The organism is Dyadobacter psychrotolerans (assembly GCF_004349265.1).
GTDB classification, from domain to species: domain Bacteria; phylum Bacteroidota; class Bacteroidia; order Cytophagales; family Spirosomataceae; genus Dyadobacter; species Dyadobacter psychrotolerans.
On the sequence record NZ_SMFL01000004.1, the window covers coordinates 504,775 to 522,394 of the forward strand.

The window sequence follows — 17,620 nt, forward strand, 5'->3', positions numbered from 1 at the left end:
TCATTGTATAACCCGAAATACAGCCGACTGTACACAACGGTTTTTCTTTGGTCCGCATTCAGCCTTTAGAGATTCCCAGCTGGCTTGTTTTCTGGAGCCTGCCAGTAATCCCACCCAGGTTACATTTTTGCCGGGAGTATAAAGCGCCCGGCGAAGGTCTGTACTAAATACGCTGGTGAAATACCCTCCCACGGATGGACTACCGGCAGCAAGCTGATTTTTTTCAGCAGAACCTATAAGGATAGATGTGGGGTTAGCTGGGAAAAATAGCCTGTTACAGACTGTCATATTTAAAGCCGGTTTCATCTGCCCGGGAGATGTTCTTGTGATGATCAGTCCGGGGCCGGAAGGCGCAGCGGCACCGATATCGTCATTGCAGCAATCACTAATAACAAGGGTCACTTTCGCCTTTTTTTTTAGCAATCTTTTGTAAATGTATTCAAGACTGATATTATTTTTATCAATATCTGCCTCTGTACCAATTCGTAATGAAATTCGTGGGTAATCGCCCGGATCATTTGAATACCTGAAACCATGCCCACTGTAGTAAAAAACAACGATATCAATCGGTGAGGGTCGCAGATTTGCTACAGCGAGTTCTACGGCCAATTTTCCAAAGTCGTTATCCATGATTTTTTGAGTCTGGATGTCCATATTCAGGTCTTGGGCCAATTGGCTGAAAGTGGCTACCACGTTAGACATATCTGTTTTTGTGGTGACTCCGATTTTGTCAGCAAGTGTGTTGGCAACCACGATCAAATAAATTTTCTCCTTTCGTTTTACCGGAGCTCTGTAATAACGTCGTAAAGCAAATAAGTACTGATAGAATTCATCGGTTTCATTAAAGAAAATACGAACCAGATCGGATTGTTCTTTTAGTTCTGTGTTACTTTTTTGCTGATTGTCGAGCATTTCGGAGGAATGCCAGCTTCCATCTGGCAGCTTATAAACAACAGCCTGAGGAATAAAAAAGCTGTCCTGTCCTTCCGTTTCCTTTTTAAAAATAAATCTCGGTAAACGAAATCCGTTCGCGTCAATTCCCTCAATGGGTAAAGGTTCTCCGTCAGGTATCAGAAACTGTTCTCGGGAACCAGCTCCGTTATCAGTATCTGCCGAGTCAAGCAGGTTGATTTCAACCAATTTCGGGTTGCCGGATGATGGGTCGAGATACCTTATACGCGCAACGGCGGTGCCATTATTTTGAAGCGTCAAAAATGTGTAATAAGTTACAGGCGAAGTGCCGGAAACAGAAAGTTTGTTCTCGAAGTAAAAATACGATTGTCCGTATGATCTCGCAGCAGCAGGTAAAAGTAAAATAACAAAAAGCCCCAGTGCGGCACTAACAGAAACCCCACATTTCAATCTACGGCAAAAAGGCTTTTTGTAGTTAGCCATATATCAGGTTTTACGAGGTTCGGGACGGGTGGAGGCACTGGTGTCAACAGTCGGTAAACTGTCAGGCGGAGTTAAAGTGTCCGGTGCCATTATTTGTCCGGTACTGTCAGAAGTAGTCTCTGTGTCTTCTGCTTTTTTTTCACTGCTACATGAAGCAAATGTTAGTGTCGCAACCGCGACAACCGCAAATAAGCCGGAGAGTTTGATTTTGTTTGTAATTTTTTCCATAACGTGAAATTTAGTTAGGCTAAAATAATAATTTATTCTTAGAATTGTTAAAAAATTATCCGGAAAATTTTATATCTTTTTCAGGATATGAAAAACCCTCTAAGATTGCTTACTTCGCTCATTATTAATTGTATACGATTCATGCAACAATTGCCAAAAATTACACTTTTGACAGCCTTCTTATGGTTTTGCTTTTTGGCTCAAACGACTGCACAAACAGGTAATCTGACCGTTTTGAAAGAAAGGAAAAATAAACTGGAAAGGCTAAAAATTCACCGGAGTGACACTGCCTACCTGAATGTTATTAACCAGATTGCATTTTTATATGCCGACAGCTATCCTGACAGCGCTCTTACCATGCTGAAGGAAAACATATCCACCTGCAAACATGCGGGCTATGAGAGGGGAGAAGTGGACGGTTATAAAATTACCGGCAATGCCTATATGACTAAGGGTTACTATGAAAATGCCTTAAGCTGGTACAACAAAAGTTATGAGCTGGCTGAAAAGATAGATTACAAGGAAGCGTTTCCCGGTATCCGTAACAACATCGGTTTGGTGTATATGTCTCAGGGTAACTATACGGCTGCCTTAAATTCGTTTTATACTGCTTTGCAATTAGCAGAGGCGAACCGTGATAGATTTGTGATGAGCAGTACGTTGAACAACATCGCAATTGTTCATTTTTACCAGGGTAGGATGAAGGAAGCTGACAGCAGCTATAAAAAGACATTGATTTTGGCAAAAGAATTGTCAGACACCATTGGGATCATCCTGGCTTACAACAATATAGCAGAAGTGAATGTTGAACAGAATTTATTACCTCTGGCATTAAAAAATCTGGATAAGGCCTACTCTTTGGCCATCCGAAATAAGAATCCTGAGATGCTCACCGTCGTATCGCATTCGCTGGGTAACACTTTTTTTCGAATGGATAGCCTAGGCAAAGCAGCCGCTTATTTTGAAGTTGCTTCGAAGTTGGCAAAACTGCACAATTACAGCACCTCAGCCTGCAAGGCTTTGATAGGGCTTGCCAGAGTGTATGAAAGACAGGGGAAGTTAAAGGATGCTTTGAAATATGGCCTGGAAGCTTCACTACAAGCCAATAGTATGGGTCACACCCAATTACAGCGTGATGCCAGCGAAATTGTTTCACTCATTTATGAAAAAATGGGTGATGGGATCAGCAGCCTTGGATATTTCAAAGCATTTAAAATGTACTCGGACAGTCTTCGTAATCTGGAAAGTGAACGCCTTGCCAGTACCTATGATGCCAAGATCGAATTTACAAAAAAGGAAGAAGATCTTAACCGTAAAAACCTAACTCAGAAATGGTTTACATTTTCTGCGTTTGCTGCACTATTTTTACTGGGTGCTATCTTATTGATTGTCAATCGAAACCGGCGCAGGCTTGATTTTACCAACAGGCAGTTGCAGCAAAAGAATGGCGAAATTGAGTTGCAGAGACAGAAGGCAGAAGTGACACTTGATGAGCTGAAAGCAACTCAGGCCCAATTGATCCAGTCAGAGAAAATGGCAAGTTTGGGTGAGCTTACAGCAGGTATTGCGCATGAAATTCAGAATCCTTTGAATTTTGTCAATAATTTTTCGGAGACCAGTATCGAACTGCTTGATGAAATGAAAGCAGAACTGGATAACGGTAATGATCAGGAAGCCAGGGATATTGCCGGTGAAGTCATAGAAAACCTGGAAAGAATTAATCAGCACGGAAAACGGGCGGACTCGATTGTAAAAGGAATGCTGCAGCACAGTCGCAGCAGCAGCGCACAAAAAGAACTTACAGATATCAATGCACTTACCGAGGAATATGTCCGGCTTAGCTACCACGGCCTGCGTGCCAAAGACAAGACCTTTAATGCAAAAATTAACCAGGATTTTGATCCGGCTGTCCCCAAATTAATGGTGATCCCGGAAGATATGGGTAGGGTAATTCTCAATCTGACGAATAATGCTTTTTATGCTGTGCAGCAAAAACAAAAGCAACTGGCCGATCCCGACTATCAGCCAACCGTGACAGTAAGCACACAAAAGGTTGAAAATCATATATTAATCCGCGTTTCAGATAACGGAAATGGTATGGCGAACAGCATTCGCAGTAAAGTTTTTCAACCATTTTTTACAACCAAGCCAACCGGTCAGGGGACGGGTTTGGGCTTGTCTCTAAGTTATGACATTGTTACCAAAGGCTATGGCGGCACAATGGACGTTGAATCGGTAGAGGGCGAGGGAGCGGCATTTACCGTATCCCTGAAAGCTTAGGTATTTTAGCGACGATTCATATCATACTGTCAAATACCTTACGCTGTTCGGCCATCGACTTTACTTTGTCTTCCGGATTCGTATGACACTCCAGCAGTACCCAGCCTTTGTAGTTCATTTTTCCAAGATTTGAGATCAGTTCTTTGTAAGGATAATCCGTTCTGTCCAGCTCACGGACATGAATGGTATCGCCGAAATATTGTTTAACCAGATCAAAATTGTACTGAAAACCCTGACCATTCAGATCCTGAGCGTTACAGTTCCAGCAGATCTTCGCATTAGGGTGATCGGCGTATTCCATGATCTTTTTGATATTGGGGAGTTCCTGGGTCTGCTCGCCGTGCACTTCCAGTCTCAGTTGTTGTCCGTAATCGGCGGCATATTTGGCCAGTTCATTTAGCGCAGCACCGATTTGAGCCAATGTTTTTTCGACAGGTACATCTTTATGAAGTGCATTGGGTTTTACTTTAACACCCGTTCCGCCGACATCTGCACTGAGTCTGATAAATTCCTTCGTCCGTTCAATGGAGGCCTTTAGTTTTTCCTGATCGGGGTAGTCATATTGCTGGTTGGTTCCCAGACCAATTAATTTGACCGGACTGGCAGCGAACATCTTTTTTACATCCTGTCTTTGTGAAACACCAAGCTCAGGCATTACACCATGCGCATGTTCCACCCGCAGTTCGACACCATCAATGTTCGTATGCGTGAGATTTTTTATTATCGTCGGAAGGTCCCAGTCCTTGCCCCACAGGTAAGTTACAAATCCCAGCTGGAAACTGTTCTTTTTTTGAGCGCCTAAACCCGCAAGTATATCCGAAGAAATCATGGTTGCCCCTGCCAGCATGGAAACCTCTTTTAAAAATGTTTTTCTGTCGATACCCATATTGTTATTTTGATGTAACCGGACGGCTTTATATTTAAAAATATGACCGCTGAAACGCAGTCTTTCTACTATAAGCCACAGACCTGGTTAAATCTACCGTTGGCGTTGCTATAGGATTTGTTATCTGACTCAGTACTGGTCAAAGCGCTGTGTTGTTCCAATATACAAGAAAAAACCTTCTCTCTATTATAGAAAAAAGGCTCAATCTGAACTCATTACATTGGTTACTGCCTCAAATCCGGTGCCCAGGCTGTAATTACACACGGATTATTTTAGTCTTTCAATCTGCGGCCACCATAGAAGCGACCATGTTCAAAATGTTCATGTTTATAAAAATCCTCCGGATGGCTTTGATAGGATGTCTCCCCGGCAGCAATAGCCGCTGCAAGTCCAGTGAAAGTATGATGAATTGTCGCTTCCATCTGTGGGGTGATGTTACCTTTTGTGTATTCCGGCAGGTTGTTTAGCCTAAGCGATGCAAGCTCAGCCAGAATGACTTCATCCTCGTTTTCATGCAAAGTGGCCAATCCGATTGGCACCAGTACTTTTTTAGATTTAAGGTCAATTTCATTACCATCCAGATCTACCACAATGTACAGAACTTTGCGGCTTGTTTTGTCAAAAATCAGCTCGTCTGCCTCTCCAACATAGTTTCCGTTGATATCCTGCACTTGCCAACCGCGAATGTCGGGGTGTCCATCGACGATTTCAAAATCACTGCCACCCAGCTCTTCAAGTCGTTCATTTTCATTTAAATTATCATTTGCATCCATTTTTATGTTATTTAAATGGTAATTACCTGTTATGGGTTCATCACTACGATTTCTACCCTTCTGTTCATTTTTCTGCCTTTTTCAGTTGCGTTTGATGCGACCGGATTTTCTTCTCCCATCGCGCCCAAAGAAATACGGTCTTTTGTTACTCCGGCATTATCAATCAGCCAGCTCCTAACTGCTTCTGCACGTTTTTCGCTGAGTTGCTTGTTTTGTGAAGGATCTCCTGTCGAATCGGTATTGCCATAAACGGCAATCCAGTAACCCTTAAAACGCTTTTCGATAGACTTTGAAATCTGATCCAGCTTGTCTTTGGCGTTACCCTGAACCTGGTCCTGACCGGTTTCAAACAGGATATTTTCGCCTAAGCCATAAATGGTGTATTTGTCAGTTCCTCTTACCGAGATACTCGTATCGGTAATCTCCTCATAAGTGGCATTAGGAGCATCAAAATCCACACTGTCCCAGCTCGGACTTGTCGCAGCACTGATCTGTGAAGTGCTATCGGTCGCTGAGGAAGCTGTTGGATTTGTCTCGCCACAGCCTCGTACAAAAAAGATTAGCGCCAGGATCACCAGTATTAGAGTAACCCAGATCCACCATGGGGATTTACGCTTAGGTTGTACATCAAGTTCAGCCATGAGATTTTATTGGTTGGTTTATAATACAAAGGCTTCCGTCTGCCAGAAGCCTTTGTTGTTTTTATAGTAAGTGACACTTTGCTAATGGATTGTTAAATCTGCTCAGAGTTACCAAATTGATCATTCGTTTGTCTGAATTTGTCAACCGTTGACTTTGCGTCATCCGCAACCTGAATGACCTTATCGATTGCCTTGTCTGCATAAACATCGACAGAATTACTAGCTTTCTGTGCAACTGAATCCAGTTTTTCCTTTGCTGTATTTACCACATCAGCGGCTTTCTCTTTTGTGCGATCCCACTGATTTTTAAGATTGTCTTTTTGCTGATCCGCTAGGTCTTTTATTTCCTGGCGTGTCTCTTCACCTGACTTTGGCGCATAAAGAAGTGCAGCAACTGCACCGATAACAGCACCCAGGAAGAGGCCGGTAACAAACCCGGCGCCATCGGATTCTTCTCTTTCGTAATCTTCGTACTTCGATTTCATGTTTGTATGTTTTATTGTGAATAAAACGCCATGTATAAAAACGTGCCACAAGTATTAGTGAAGCTTTGTCAAGTCGCCATCTGTATATATTGTTAAAAATTTCACCGCCGTGCCGGTGGTGACTTCAGATTGTTTTTTTTGATTAAACAGGTCACCACGATGATCGCCTTGTACGAATTTCGCTACGTCAAAACCAGATATCGCTTTAACGTTGATATTTTTTATCTTGCTAATGTCACATTGGGATTTTTGCAAAAGGAATATTTATATCCAACCAGCAACGGCGCTTCGCTCACTTTTGACAGTCAGCAGGAGCAAATATTCTATTATTATAAAGGCAAAGTTCAATCTCTAATCTTTCAATAGCCCAGCTGAAAATTGTTGTTTTACATAAAATTTTAATTTTTATTGTGGATTTTTTTTATCCGGCAACGTTCCCGATAACGATTGCATAGAAAAAAGAGGCGTACTTATTGCTTATCTCTGTAAACGTGTGGTACTTAACCGTGATTTTGTAGGATGCCCTAATGGGATTCACGGAATAATTAAATATTTAATGCCTGTCAGCGGCGTCTCACTACGGTTTATAGATGACTTTTTTGCTTCCTTCGGACCAAATTTTGATCGATCGTCTCCAAAAAGGGGATGAGAAGGCATTTAAAGAAATTTACAACCGTTACTGGAAAAAACTCTACGTAATTGCGCTCCGTAAATTGAGTGACACTGATATAGCCGAGGGTATTGTTCAGGATATTTTTCTAAGTATTTGGGAAAGAAGAACGTCGCTGCAAATTGAAAATCTTGAAGCCTATCTGGTCACCTCTGTACGGTTTGGGTGCATAAATCAAATCAAGGCTTCTGTTTTGCATGAGAAGTATGAGCTTTATACTTATGCTTACGATTCAGAGGAAATAAGCGTGACCGAAGAGCAGCTTGATTTAAATGATTTGATCAACACAATTGAAAACCAGCTTCGTTCCTTCCCGGAAAGCTGGCAGCAGATTTTTCGTCTTCATCGTCTGGAGTACCGCTCCACCAAAGAGATTTCCAAACAGCTTAACATTCCGCAAAGGACCGTCGAATTACATTTGAGCAGGGTAGTTCAGGCTTTACGAATCTCACTTCACGATTATTTGTAAATAATCTTGCCCCTTTTGGAAGAATTTAGCAATTGAGCTTGTATGCTGGTTTTTGGAATAATTGTTAATATGACATTTCCATGAATATTTGATATCTAGCTTCTTTGTTATATAAATTTTCTTCTAAATAATAAAATAATTGCGGTGTGAGTCTGATTTATTTGACTGTAGTATTGTAACAGTTGAATAAAAATCATGAGCCGTAAAAAATTCTCTCATTTACTAGAAAAATATCAGCGGGGAGAATGTACTCAGTTGGAGAAAAAGTTTGTCGAGTATTGGTTTGGTCTGATAGAAGCTTCACCTAATGAGAAAGATCAGCACATCGATTGGCAGGAGGTTGAAGACAGGATGTGGGCTAGTATGCAAACCAAAATGCAACCTGAACCAATTCAGTACAAAAGACCCGTTTTTTTGTTTTCTACAATAAAATGGCTCAGTGCGGCATGTTTGATTCTCGCTGCATCGTACCTGTTTTTGTCCGGGCCAAAAACCGGGAGCTGGATGAGTAGTCGGGTAAAATCAGAAAGCGGTTGGGTGGTGGAGGAAAACAATACATCCTCTGTAAAAAAGGTAAGTCTAAGCGATGGGAGCATCGTTGAGCTTTCACCAAACAGCAAACTGAAATTTCCCGACCGGTTCGACTTAAAAGAAAGAGTGGTGCACCTTACCGGAAATGCATTTTTTAGTATTCACAGAGATACAAAACGACCCTTTTATGTCAGATCCGGCGAAATTGTTACCAAGGTTTTGGGGACAAGTTTTTATGTTGAGACCGGTACTGCGGCCAGAATGCCAAAAGTAGAAGTTGTAACCGGCACGGTAGCCGTTTATGAAAATCCCGAATCCGGTATTAAACCAGCCACAGACATTATTCTTACAGCCAACAAACAAGCCACCTTCAATGCCAGTGAACACAAATTCACATCCAGTCTCGTCGATTTGCCCAGGCTGATTGATCCGAAGATGAGCCCGGTCCGATTTCAGTTTCGTAACAGCAGCTTGTCCGATGTGGTGGCAATTTTGAAAGACGCATATGGTATTGACATCATAATAGAAAACAAAAACATGAACAGTTGTACGCTCACAGCGGACCTTTCCGGTCAGCCTTTGTTTACCCAGCTTGATATTATTTGTGCTGCAATAGCGGCAAGCTACCGCCTTGAGGCAACCCGAATTGTAATCAGAGGAAAAGGATGCAGCGTCAACCCGGCTTAGACCTATTTAACAACCACTATTAAACCTTTTATATGCCTAAATAAACTACAACAAAAAACGCCGGCCATGCAGCGAACATGGACCAGCGTATGGGATTTCCTCGCAGCCAGACAGCGAATCTGACAGGACGGGAAAAATTATTTTATCAAACATCCATTCAATAAAACAATTAAAGGTATGAAAAAAACAGAACCTTTACCTTCTAAACGGCTTTCAGCCACCCTGAGCAGGGTTAAGCTTTTACTTTTCAGCGTTTGGTTTGCTGTCTGTTATTTGGGAAATTCAGCTGTTCAGGCTTCTTCCGAACAGGATGTAATGATGGCGCTGGTAACCGTCAATGCACAGAATCAGCGTTTCGAAAAAGTGCTGACCATTCTTGAAAAACAGTCAGGTGCCAGAATTGTTTACAGCTCAAAGCGGATTAACGTCCAGCAGATCGTAACAATTTCAGCTACAAAGAGAAGACTCGATCAGGTACTTGATGAATTATTAGATCCACTGAAACTTTCTTACCGGCTTGTGGGCGGGCAAATTGTTCTTGAACGTCAACCGGAAAACCAGCCTGAAATCAAGAACGCCGCTTTACCAGCCGTCGACCGAAAGGTTTCGGGAACGGTTAAGGACGAAAAAAATGTGCTTTTGCCAGGTGTAAGCGTTGTGATCAAGGGAACCAGCAAAGGTACAAGCACCGACGAAAACGGAAAGTTTTCCCTCGACGTTCCCGATGAAACTACGGCTCTTTTAACCTTTTCCTTTGTTGGTTATAAAAGTCAGGATGTTCAGCTTGGTGCTCAGGCCATTTTCAATATAACATTAAGTCCGGACGAAAGTGCTCTGGATGAGGTGATTGTTATCGGTTATGGTTCAGTACGTAAAAAAGATTTAACCGGTTCTGTTGTACAGTTAAAATCTGAGCAACTAAAAGAAGTGCCGACTGCCAACGTACTCGAAGCGGTGCAGGGAAAAATTGCGGGTGCAGATATCACCAGGAGCAGCGGACAGGCCGGCTCAGGAGTTAATATCACCATTCGCGGAAACCGATCCATTGGCGGAAATAACTCACCGCTGATAATTGTAGACGGTGTTCAATATGGCAACCTTGGTGACATCAACTCCAACGACATCGAATCTATGGAGGTTTTAAAAGATGCATCTTCGATTGCCATTTACGGATCCCGCGGTGCAAACGGGGTTATTCTGATCACGACCAAAAAAGGAAAATCAGGTGCTCCGGATATTTCTTTCAATGCCTACTCTGGTGTATCACAGGTATCGATGTATCCCAAAGCGATGGATATCAATGGATACAGAGATTTAAAAAGAGAAGCCTGGCGGGCTGCCGGTGTTTGGAAAAGTCCTGCGGACGATCCGGCCATTTTCACAAACGTAGCCGATTACAAAGCGCTTCAAAGCGGAACCTGGACAGATTTTCAGGATGCGCTGATTCACAATGGTTTGCAGCAGGATTATCAAATAGGTTTCCGAGCCGGTACTGATAAACTAAAATCTTACGTTTCGGTTGATTATTATAATGAAAAAGGCATCCTCAAACTTGATGAGATCAAAAGATATACAGCACGTTTGAATGTCGATTATACCCTGAATAACTGGATGAAAGTGGGGCTTCAAAGCCAGCTTACCTATTACAACCAAAGTGTAAGGAGGGACCCTTTGAATCAGGCTAATAAAATCAGCCCGCTGGGATCACTTTATGACGAAAACGGCAATTTTGCTTTCCTGCTTCTTGACGGACAGTCAGCTAATCCTTTGTCAGACGAGCAGCCTGGTGTTTTTAACAATACAGTGCTCACAACCAGAATACTGACCAATGGTTATGTAGAACTGGCTCCGTTTAAGGGTTTTACCTTCCGTAGTACCATCGGTGCCAACCTTTCCTCATCTGAAAACGGTGCATTTTCTTCGCCAAAATCAATTGACCGTTCGTTATCCGGAAAATCACTTGCCACATTTAATACCAGCAGCGGCCGTACGATCAACTGGGAAAACGTTATTTCCTACCAGAAAACAATTGGTCAGCATAATTTCAGCTTTACGGGAATTGGCAGTTATTTGGGAAGTACATCTCAGAACGCTTCGGCATCAGGCGTAAATCAGCTTTTGCCATCGCAGCTATTTTACTCACTTGGAAGTGCTACGGAGGAGATCAAAATAAACTCTGCCTATTCCAAGAATACATTGGTGTCTTATGCCGGAAGGTTGAATTACGGCTTTCGTGACCGTTACCTGCTTACCCTTACGGCAAGAAAAGATGGGTCGTCTAAGCTAGCTCCCGGAAATAAATGGACCTTTTTTCCTTCCGCTGCCTTTGCTTGGAGAATCATCGAAGAAGGTTTTATGCAGAATGTAAAAGCACTTAGTGATTTGAAAGTGCGTGTAAGTTATGGTGTAGCAGGAAATGATCCTTCAGGGCCATACGCCACCCAGACTACACTGACCCGTGTTGCGTTTGGTTTTGATGAAGTCGCTCTGCCTGCTTATACTTTTTCCAGAAACGTAGGTAATGCAGCACTTGGCTGGGAACTCTCGAATACGGCTAACTTAGGTTTGGACTTTGGTCTTTTGGATGGACGCATCAGTGCTTCTGTCGATTTGTACGATACCCGCACCAGTGATCTCCTTCTGGACAGAGGGCTTCCTCCAACAACGGGAGTAACCACGGTAAAACAAAATATTGGTAAGACAAATAATCGCGGTATTGAGATAGCACTTACAAGCACAAACATCCGGACTAACAATCTGACCTGGACAAGTAATTTCACCTTTACCAAAAACCAGGAGCGTATCTCAGAATTGGTAACAGACGGAAACGACATCGGTAACGGATGGTTTATCGGTCAGCCAATCAGTGTTTTTTATGATTATGAGAAACTGGGCATCTGGCAAACTTCCGAGGCAGATGCTGCTTCTAAGCTTTCTCCAACACAACTTCCCGGTGAGATAAAAGTAAGGGATGTGAACGGAGATGGTAAAATCGATGCGGTAAATGACCGGGTAATTCTGGGTTCTCCAAGGCCAAAGTGGAGTGGTGGATTTGATAACACGGTAAAGTTTAAAGGTTTTGACTTGAATGTATTGCTTTATGCCCGGGTGGGACAGATGATCAATTCGGATCGTTATGCGCGCTTTGATGCACAGGGAGTAGGGAACAGTACGGCAGGACTGGATTACTGGACGCCTGAAAATCCAACCAACGCCTATCCAAGACCGAACAAAAACGGTGGTTTGAAGTATCTTTCTACGCTGGGCTATCAGAATGGGTCTTATGCGAGAATCAGAAATATTTCAGTTGCCTATAACATTCCTTCGTCTGTTTTAAAATGGAAAGTGATCAAAGGGGTGCGTGTATATGCTACCGGAAAAAACCTGTTCACTTTTACAAAACTTGATTATGATCCTGAGCGTGGGGGATCTGAAAACTTCCCGATGACAAAGCTCTACGTTTTTGGTATTAATCTTAATCTGTAATCTTAAAGATAATCATGAAATCATTTTTTCTAAAATCAGGGTTATCAGCGATTTTGATGCTGATCTTGTTTGCCTGCGATAACGTGCTTGACGAATACAATCCAAGCGGCCTGACTTCGGAGACCGTATACACTACACCGGAGGGATTCGAAACTTTGGTTAATGCTGCCTATACTTACCAAAGATGGTGGTATGGTAAAGAGGAGGCTTACAACATCGCTGAAACCGGAACGGATATCTGGACAGCTGGTGCCGGTGAAGTTTACCGCGACCTTACCCAATATCTCAACCTTCAGGGTAGCAACGGGGCTTTGGCCAGTGAATGGCGGGAGTTTTATGCGGCCATCAATCTTTGCAATGGCGGTATCAAAAGAATCGATCAGGCTGGATTATCCGCTGCACTCAGACCTGTAAGGGAAGGAGAACTCCGGTTTCTGAGAGCGTTTTACTACTGGCACATTGTTGAAACCTGGGGCGGCGTGCATTTTACTACAGAAGAAACCAATGGCATCGTAGCGACGGCGAACAAGACGCCTGTTGAGACCTTTTACAAACAAATTTTTGAGGATCTGAAAATTGCAGTGAACAATCTTCCTGCTACTCAGCCTCAGTATGGCCGGGTTACCAAGGGTGCCGCACAGGCCTTTTTAGCAAGAATGTATCTTACACGCGGCATGTACAAAGAATCCCTCGAAATGGCGGAAGCCGTTCTGAAAGGAAACTATGGCTACAAACTGGAAGATAACTACGCCAATCTTTGGAAAATGAGCAATCTGAAAACCAAGGAGGCAATTTATGTCGTTGATTATTCAGTAAATTTTGCCCTGAACGATCTGGCCAATTCCACATTTAATCCCTATGGACATGGAAGAGGAAGTAACAACGGTCATCTGCTTTTCCTGATGAAATACGATGACCGGCCCGGAATGATCAGGGACCTTGCCAACGGCCGGCCTTTTAACAGGTACATGCCGACACGGTTTTTACTTGATCTGTATTCCGATGACGACGCGCGTTACGAAGGTTCTTTTAATGAGGTTTGGTATGCCAATTCAACTTCCCGTCCGGCCGGTGTGGCCATTGGTGATACTGCGGTTTTTTGTACAAGAAAAGAAATTCCTGATGCGGTGGAGGCTAGCAAGAAATATCAGACCATCGATCGCAGTAAGATCTACCTGGCCGACGGGACGGTAAAAGACAATCTGCGTTACCCTTCACTATCCAAATTTATGGATCCGACCCGCGCGAGTCTGAATGAAGCGCAAAGTGCCAGAGACGTATTTGTGATCAGACTGGCTGAGGTTTACCTGATTGCCGCCGAAGCGCAGATGCAGCTTGGCAATTTGCAGGTAGCCGCAGATTATATCAATGTACTGCGCACCAGGGCAGCCAAACCAGGTAAAGCCGCGGCGATGCAGATCAAAGCTGCTCAGGTAAACATCGATTTTATCCTGGACGAGCGCGCCAGAGAACTTGCCGGTGAACAGCTTCGGTGGTTTGACCTGAAACGTACAGGTAAGCTTGTAGAGCGCATCAAGGGTTACAGTCCTGATAATGCGGTGAACGTTCAGGCTTTCCATATTTTAAGACCTATTCCTCAGACTCAGCTCGATGCAGTTGTTAATAAGGATGAGTTCAAGCAAAATGCTGGTTATCAATAAGTAAACGCGATCCTGAGCGGGCATATACCCTGTTCAGGATCGCATTTTATAATGTTTAGTGTTAATTTAATTGTAGCTTTTTTTATGATGAATCAAACCCGTTTGTTAGGGATCGCTCTTTTTGCTTCGCTTGCTTTTAGTGCAGTGGGGCAGGGAAACGCGAAGTACAGCTGGACCAATCTTCCGTTTATACAGCAGCCTGTCTTTAAAAAGGACACGGTGAATGTAGTTAACTTTGGCGCCAGGCCAGACGGAGTTACACTGAATACAAAGTCAATAAACGATGCAATTACAAGTTGCAGCAAAAAGGGTGGAGGCGTTGTTTTGATTCCTCCAGGCTTGTGGCTTACAGGACCAATTGAATTAAAAAACAATGTGAATTTGCATATCAGCGAATCTGCACTTTTATACTTTACTGCTGATAAGACCCAATACGCCCTGGTGGCCGGTGTCTATGAAGGCAAAACAGCGGCCCGGAATCAATCCCCGATTTCAGGAACAAACCTTGAAAACATCGCCATTACCGGCAAAGGTGTTGTGGACGGAAACGGCGATGTATGGCGTGCGGTACACAAAAGTCAGCTTACGGAAAGTGAATGGAAAGAGAAAGTGGCCAGTGGGGGCGTTCTGAAAGATGATGGCAAAACCTGGTATCCAAGTGAGCAGTTTAAAGCTGCGAGTACTACCAACCGCAGTATGCTTGTAAAGCCGGGTCAAAGCCTGAGCGAATTTGCTGACATGAAGGATTTTTTAAGACCAAATCTGCTCGTTCTGACCAATTGTAAAAAGGTGTTACTTGAAGGCATAACTTTTCAAAATTCCGGGGCTTGGTGTCTTCATCCGCTGATGTGTCAAAACATCACCATGCGTAATCTTCGCATCAAAAACCCTGATTACGCACACAATGGCGATGGGATCGATGTGGAATCCTGTGCCAATTTTATGATTGAAGGCTGTGTGCTGGATGTTGGAGATGACGCAATCTGTATAAAATCAGGAAAAGATGAAGAAGGCAGAAAACGCGGTATGCCAACCGAAAACGGTATAATCAGAAACAATATTATCTACAAAGGTCATGGCGGTTTTGTAGTGGGAAGCGAGATGAGCGGTGGCGCAAGGAATATTTTTGTTCAAAACTGCACTTTTATGGGCACAGATAAAGGCCTGCGGTTCAAATCCGTGCGAGGCCGGGGCGGTGTGGTTGAAAATATTTATGCAAAGGACATTTTCATGAAAGACATCGTGCAGGAAGCGATCTTTTTTGATATGTATTATTTTGTAAAATTTGCTACTGATGGCGAACGCGATATGAGCCCGGTTGTCAATGAAGGTACGCCTGTTTTCAGAAACATGCATTTTGAAAATATTGTTTGTAACGGAGCTGAAAAGGCTGTGTTCATTAGAGGTTTGCCTGAAATGCCAGTTGAAAATATCAGGATCGAAAATCTGGTTGTCAGAGCTTCCAAAGGCGTTGAGCTTATTGATGCCAAAGGTGTTATGCTGAACAATATTAAGCTGGTAACCGAATCCAAAAATCCTATTGTTTTCATTGACAACAGCAGTAATATTACATTGGACAAAATTGATTTTGATAAAGATTCAGACCTTTTTATGTCGGTAAACGGCGATCGCACTACGCATATTACTTTGACAAAAACAGATGTTTCCAAAGCCAAAAAAGAAGCAGTATTTCAAAAGGGAGCGCTTGAAAAAAGTTTGATAAAAAAGGCGGGTAAATAACAATCACGGAGTCGCCGCCTGTTTACAGTTATATGAAAGCTATTTTTTTAATTCCAATTATTTCTTGTTTGAGCGTAAGTGCATTCTCTCAAACAGTCCAAAAAGTATCAGAGCAACCGTCCAAAGTCTGGGTTTCAGATTTAGGAAATGGCAGTTACAAAAATCCGGTTTTGCACGCCGATTACTCAGATCCCGACGTTTGCCGCGTAGGAGATAATTTTTACATGACGGCTTCCAGCTTCGATGCCGTTCCGGGACTTCCGATTCTTCATTCCAAAGATCTTGTAAACTGGAAACTGATCGGACATGCGCTCAAACGTCAGGTTCCGATCGAACATTTTGAAAAAACACAACATGGAAACGGAGTCTGGGCACCTGCCATCCGTTTTCACAATCAGGAATTTTATATTTATTATCCGGATCCTGATTTCGGTATTTATCTGACGAAGGCAAAAAGCGCTCACGGACCGTGGAGCGAGCCGGTCTTAGTGGAAGGTGGAAAGGGGCTGATTGATCCTTGTCCGCTTTGGGATGATAACGGTAAGGTTTACCTGGCTCATGGCTGGGCTGGCAGCAGGGCAGGCATAAAGAGCATTTTGACTGTAAAAGAACTTAATGCGACAGGCGATAAAGTGCTGGATAACGGCGTGGTCGTTTACGATGGGCATGAACTGGATCCTACGGTTGAAGGCCCCAAGTTTTATAAACGAAATGGTTTCTATTACATTTTTGCACCCGCGGGTGGTGTAGCTACCGGCTGGCAGCTGGCACTTAGATCAAAAAATGTGTATGGCCCTTATGAGCGCAAAGTCGTAATGGATCAGGGCAAATCGACAGTCAACGGCCCGCACCAGGGAGCCTGGGTGGATACAAAACCGGTAAATGGGAAATCTCAGGATTGGTTTATTCACTTTCAGGACAAAAATGAATACGGAAGGGTCGTTCATTTGCAGCCAATGAAATGGGTTAACGACTGGCCCGTGATCGGGGCTGATCCGGATGGCGATGGAAAAGGCGAGCCGGTAACGACATACAGAAAACCAGACGTTGCCTTGGTTTCCTCCATTGCTACACCACCGGAGTCGGATGAATTTAATTCGCTTTTACTTGGAAAACAATGGCAATGGCAGGCGAATGCGAAAGGAACCTGGTTTACAACAAGTGCCAGCGGTTTTCTAAGATTATATTCATATAAATCACCTGAACCCAATCAAAACCTTTGGACCACACCTAATATCCTGCTGCAAAAATTTCCGGCAGAGCAGTTCACAGCAACCACAAAAGTAATTTTTACGCCAAATACCAAGCTGGAAAATGAAAAAGCAGGTCTCGTGGTGATGGGACTGAGTTATGCCGCTTTGTATTTAAAAAGTACGAAGGATGGACTTGAACTGATTCAGGCAGTTTGTTTGAAAGCTGCTGAGGATAAACCGGAGAAAACGATGGTCATCGAACGATTTAAAGCGAATCAAACGGTATACCTCCGGGTGCAGGTAACACAGGGAGGAGCCTGCCAGTTTAGCTATAGTTTTGATAATCAAAAATACCTTCCGGCCGGTGGAGTGTTTAAGGCTGAAGTAGGCCGGTGGATTGGCGCAAAAATGGGACTGTTCTGTACCCGGGAAACGCAGATCAACGATTCAGGTTATGCTGACTTTGACTGGTTTCACATAGAACCTGTTCGGTAG

The 17,620-nt window shown here is 43.3% G+C and carries 14 protein-coding genes; 8 read left to right on the plus strand and 6 right to left on the minus strand.

Annotated elements, in window-relative coordinates; genetic code table 11:
- Both E0F88_RS13805 and E0F88_RS13810 read right to left on the minus strand, forming a co-directional pair.
- Window positions 1-1,395: a caspase family protein gene (locus tag E0F88_RS13805; RefSeq protein WP_131958837.1), complete on the minus strand. Its 1,395-nt coding sequence runs from the start codon at window positions 1,393-1,395 to the stop codon at window positions 1-3.
- A 3-nt stretch (window positions 1,396-1,398) separates the two neighbouring features.
- On the minus strand, window positions 1,399-1,623 hold the full coding sequence (locus E0F88_RS13810; RefSeq protein ID WP_131958838.1) for a hypothetical protein: 225 nt from the start codon (window positions 1,621-1,623) through the stop codon (window positions 1,399-1,401).
- Between the two features lie 141 nt (window positions 1,624-1,764).
- Here E0F88_RS13810 and E0F88_RS13815 point away from each other — a divergent pair, with 141 nt between their 5' ends.
- On the plus strand, window positions 1,765-3,903 hold the full coding sequence (locus E0F88_RS13815) for a tetratricopeptide repeat-containing sensor histidine kinase (protein ID WP_165940059.1): 2,139 nt from the start codon (window positions 1,765-1,767) through the stop codon (window positions 3,901-3,903).
- Window positions 3,904-3,919: 16 nt separating this feature from the next.
- Here the strand turns inward: E0F88_RS13815 and E0F88_RS13820 are convergent, their stop codons facing one another.
- From E0F88_RS13820 to E0F88_RS13835, 4 genes are all read right to left on the minus strand, one after another.
- A complete protein-coding gene (locus E0F88_RS13820) occupies window positions 3,920-4,789 on the minus strand; it encodes a sugar phosphate isomerase/epimerase family protein (protein WP_131958840.1) in 870 nt (289 codons plus the stop codon).
- Between the two features lie 272 nt (window positions 4,790-5,061).
- On the minus strand, window positions 5,062-5,562 hold the full coding sequence (locus E0F88_RS13825) for a PRC-barrel domain-containing protein (protein ID WP_131958841.1): 501 nt from the start codon (window positions 5,560-5,562) through the stop codon (window positions 5,062-5,064).
- Between the two features lie 29 nt (window positions 5,563-5,591).
- A complete protein-coding gene (locus E0F88_RS13830; protein WP_131958842.1) occupies window positions 5,592-6,203 on the minus strand; it encodes an OmpA family protein in 612 nt (203 codons plus the stop codon).
- Between the two features lie 92 nt (window positions 6,204-6,295).
- Complete coding sequence (locus tag E0F88_RS13835; RefSeq protein WP_131958843.1) at window positions 6,296-6,688, minus strand: YtxH domain-containing protein; 393 nt, start codon at window positions 6,686-6,688, stop codon at window positions 6,296-6,298.
- A gap of 159 nt (window positions 6,689-6,847) precedes the next feature.
- On the opposite strand from E0F88_RS13835, the gene E0F88_RS13840 reads away from it, so the two are divergent.
- From E0F88_RS13840 to E0F88_RS13870, 7 genes are all read left to right on the plus strand, one after another.
- Window positions 6,848-7,054, plus strand: coding sequence for a hypothetical protein (locus E0F88_RS13840; RefSeq protein WP_131958844.1), 207 nt, complete (start codon window positions 6,848-6,850; stop codon window positions 7,052-7,054).
- Window positions 7,055-7,278: 224 nt separating this feature from the next.
- The gene (locus tag E0F88_RS13845) at window positions 7,279-7,827 is read left to right on the plus strand and encodes an RNA polymerase sigma-70 factor (RefSeq protein ID WP_131958845.1); all 549 of its coding nucleotides are present in this window, start codon (window positions 7,279-7,281) and stop codon (window positions 7,825-7,827) included.
- Between the two features lie 195 nt (window positions 7,828-8,022).
- Complete coding sequence (locus tag E0F88_RS13850) at window positions 8,023-9,045, plus strand: FecR family protein (protein ID WP_131958846.1); 1,023 nt, start codon at window positions 8,023-8,025, stop codon at window positions 9,043-9,045.
- 177 nt (window positions 9,046-9,222) lie between these two features.
- A complete protein-coding gene (locus tag E0F88_RS13855) occupies window positions 9,223-12,531 on the plus strand; it encodes a TonB-dependent receptor (RefSeq protein ID WP_131958847.1) in 3,309 nt (1,102 codons plus the stop codon).
- 14 nt (window positions 12,532-12,545) lie between these two features.
- Window positions 12,546-14,192 (plus strand): RagB/SusD family nutrient uptake outer membrane protein, encoded by a 1,647-nt coding sequence (locus E0F88_RS13860; protein WP_131958848.1) that lies wholly within the window; start codon window positions 12,546-12,548, stop codon window positions 14,190-14,192.
- An 84-nt stretch (window positions 14,193-14,276) separates the two neighbouring features.
- On the plus strand, window positions 14,277-15,932 hold the full coding sequence (locus tag E0F88_RS13865) for a glycoside hydrolase family 28 protein (RefSeq protein ID WP_131958849.1): 1,656 nt from the start codon (window positions 14,277-14,279) through the stop codon (window positions 15,930-15,932).
- A gap of 32 nt (window positions 15,933-15,964) precedes the next feature.
- Entirely contained in the window at window positions 15,965-17,620 is a 1,656-nt protein-coding gene (locus E0F88_RS13870; protein ID WP_131958850.1) for a glycoside hydrolase family 43 protein, read from the plus strand.

Bases quoted from the DNA above. Each gene is read 5' to 3' on its own strand.
- E0F88_RS13805 (WP_131958837.1), bottom strand. From the start codon at position 1,395: ATGGCTAACTACAAAAAGCCTTTTTGCCGTAGATTGAAATGTGGGGTT.
- E0F88_RS13810 (WP_131958838.1), bottom strand. From the start codon at position 1,623: ATGGAAAAAATTACAAACAAAATCAAACTCTCCGGCTTATTTGCGGTT.
- E0F88_RS13815 (WP_165940059.1), top strand. From the start codon at position 1,765: ATGCAACAATTGCCAAAAATTACACTTTTGACAGCCTTCTTATGGTTT.
- E0F88_RS13820 (WP_131958840.1), bottom strand. From the start codon at position 4,789: ATGGGTATCGACAGAAAAACATTTTTAAAAGAGGTTTCCATGCTGGCA.
- E0F88_RS13825 (WP_131958841.1), bottom strand. From the start codon at position 5,562: ATGGATGCAAATGATAATTTAAATGAAAATGAACGACTTGAAGAGCTG.
- E0F88_RS13830 (WP_131958842.1), bottom strand. From the start codon at position 6,203: ATGGCTGAACTTGATGTACAACCTAAGCGTAAATCCCCATGGTGGATC.
- E0F88_RS13835 (WP_131958843.1), bottom strand. From the start codon at position 6,688: ATGAAATCGAAGTACGAAGATTACGAAAGAGAAGAATCCGATGGCGCC.
- E0F88_RS13840 (WP_131958844.1), top strand. From the start codon at position 6,848: ATGATCGCCTTGTACGAATTTCGCTACGTCAAAACCAGATATCGCTTT.
- E0F88_RS13845 (WP_131958845.1), top strand. From the start codon at position 7,279: ATGACTTTTTTGCTTCCTTCGGACCAAATTTTGATCGATCGTCTCCAA.
- E0F88_RS13850 (WP_131958846.1), top strand. From the start codon at position 8,023: ATGAGCCGTAAAAAATTCTCTCATTTACTAGAAAAATATCAGCGGGGA.
- E0F88_RS13855 (WP_131958847.1), top strand. From the start codon at position 9,223: ATGAAAAAAACAGAACCTTTACCTTCTAAACGGCTTTCAGCCACCCTG.
- E0F88_RS13860 (WP_131958848.1), top strand. From the start codon at position 12,546: ATGAAATCATTTTTTCTAAAATCAGGGTTATCAGCGATTTTGATGCTG.
- E0F88_RS13865 (WP_131958849.1), top strand. From the start codon at position 14,277: ATGATGAATCAAACCCGTTTGTTAGGGATCGCTCTTTTTGCTTCGCTT.
- E0F88_RS13870 (WP_131958850.1), top strand. From the start codon at position 15,965: ATGAAAGCTATTTTTTTAATTCCAATTATTTCTTGTTTGAGCGTAAGT.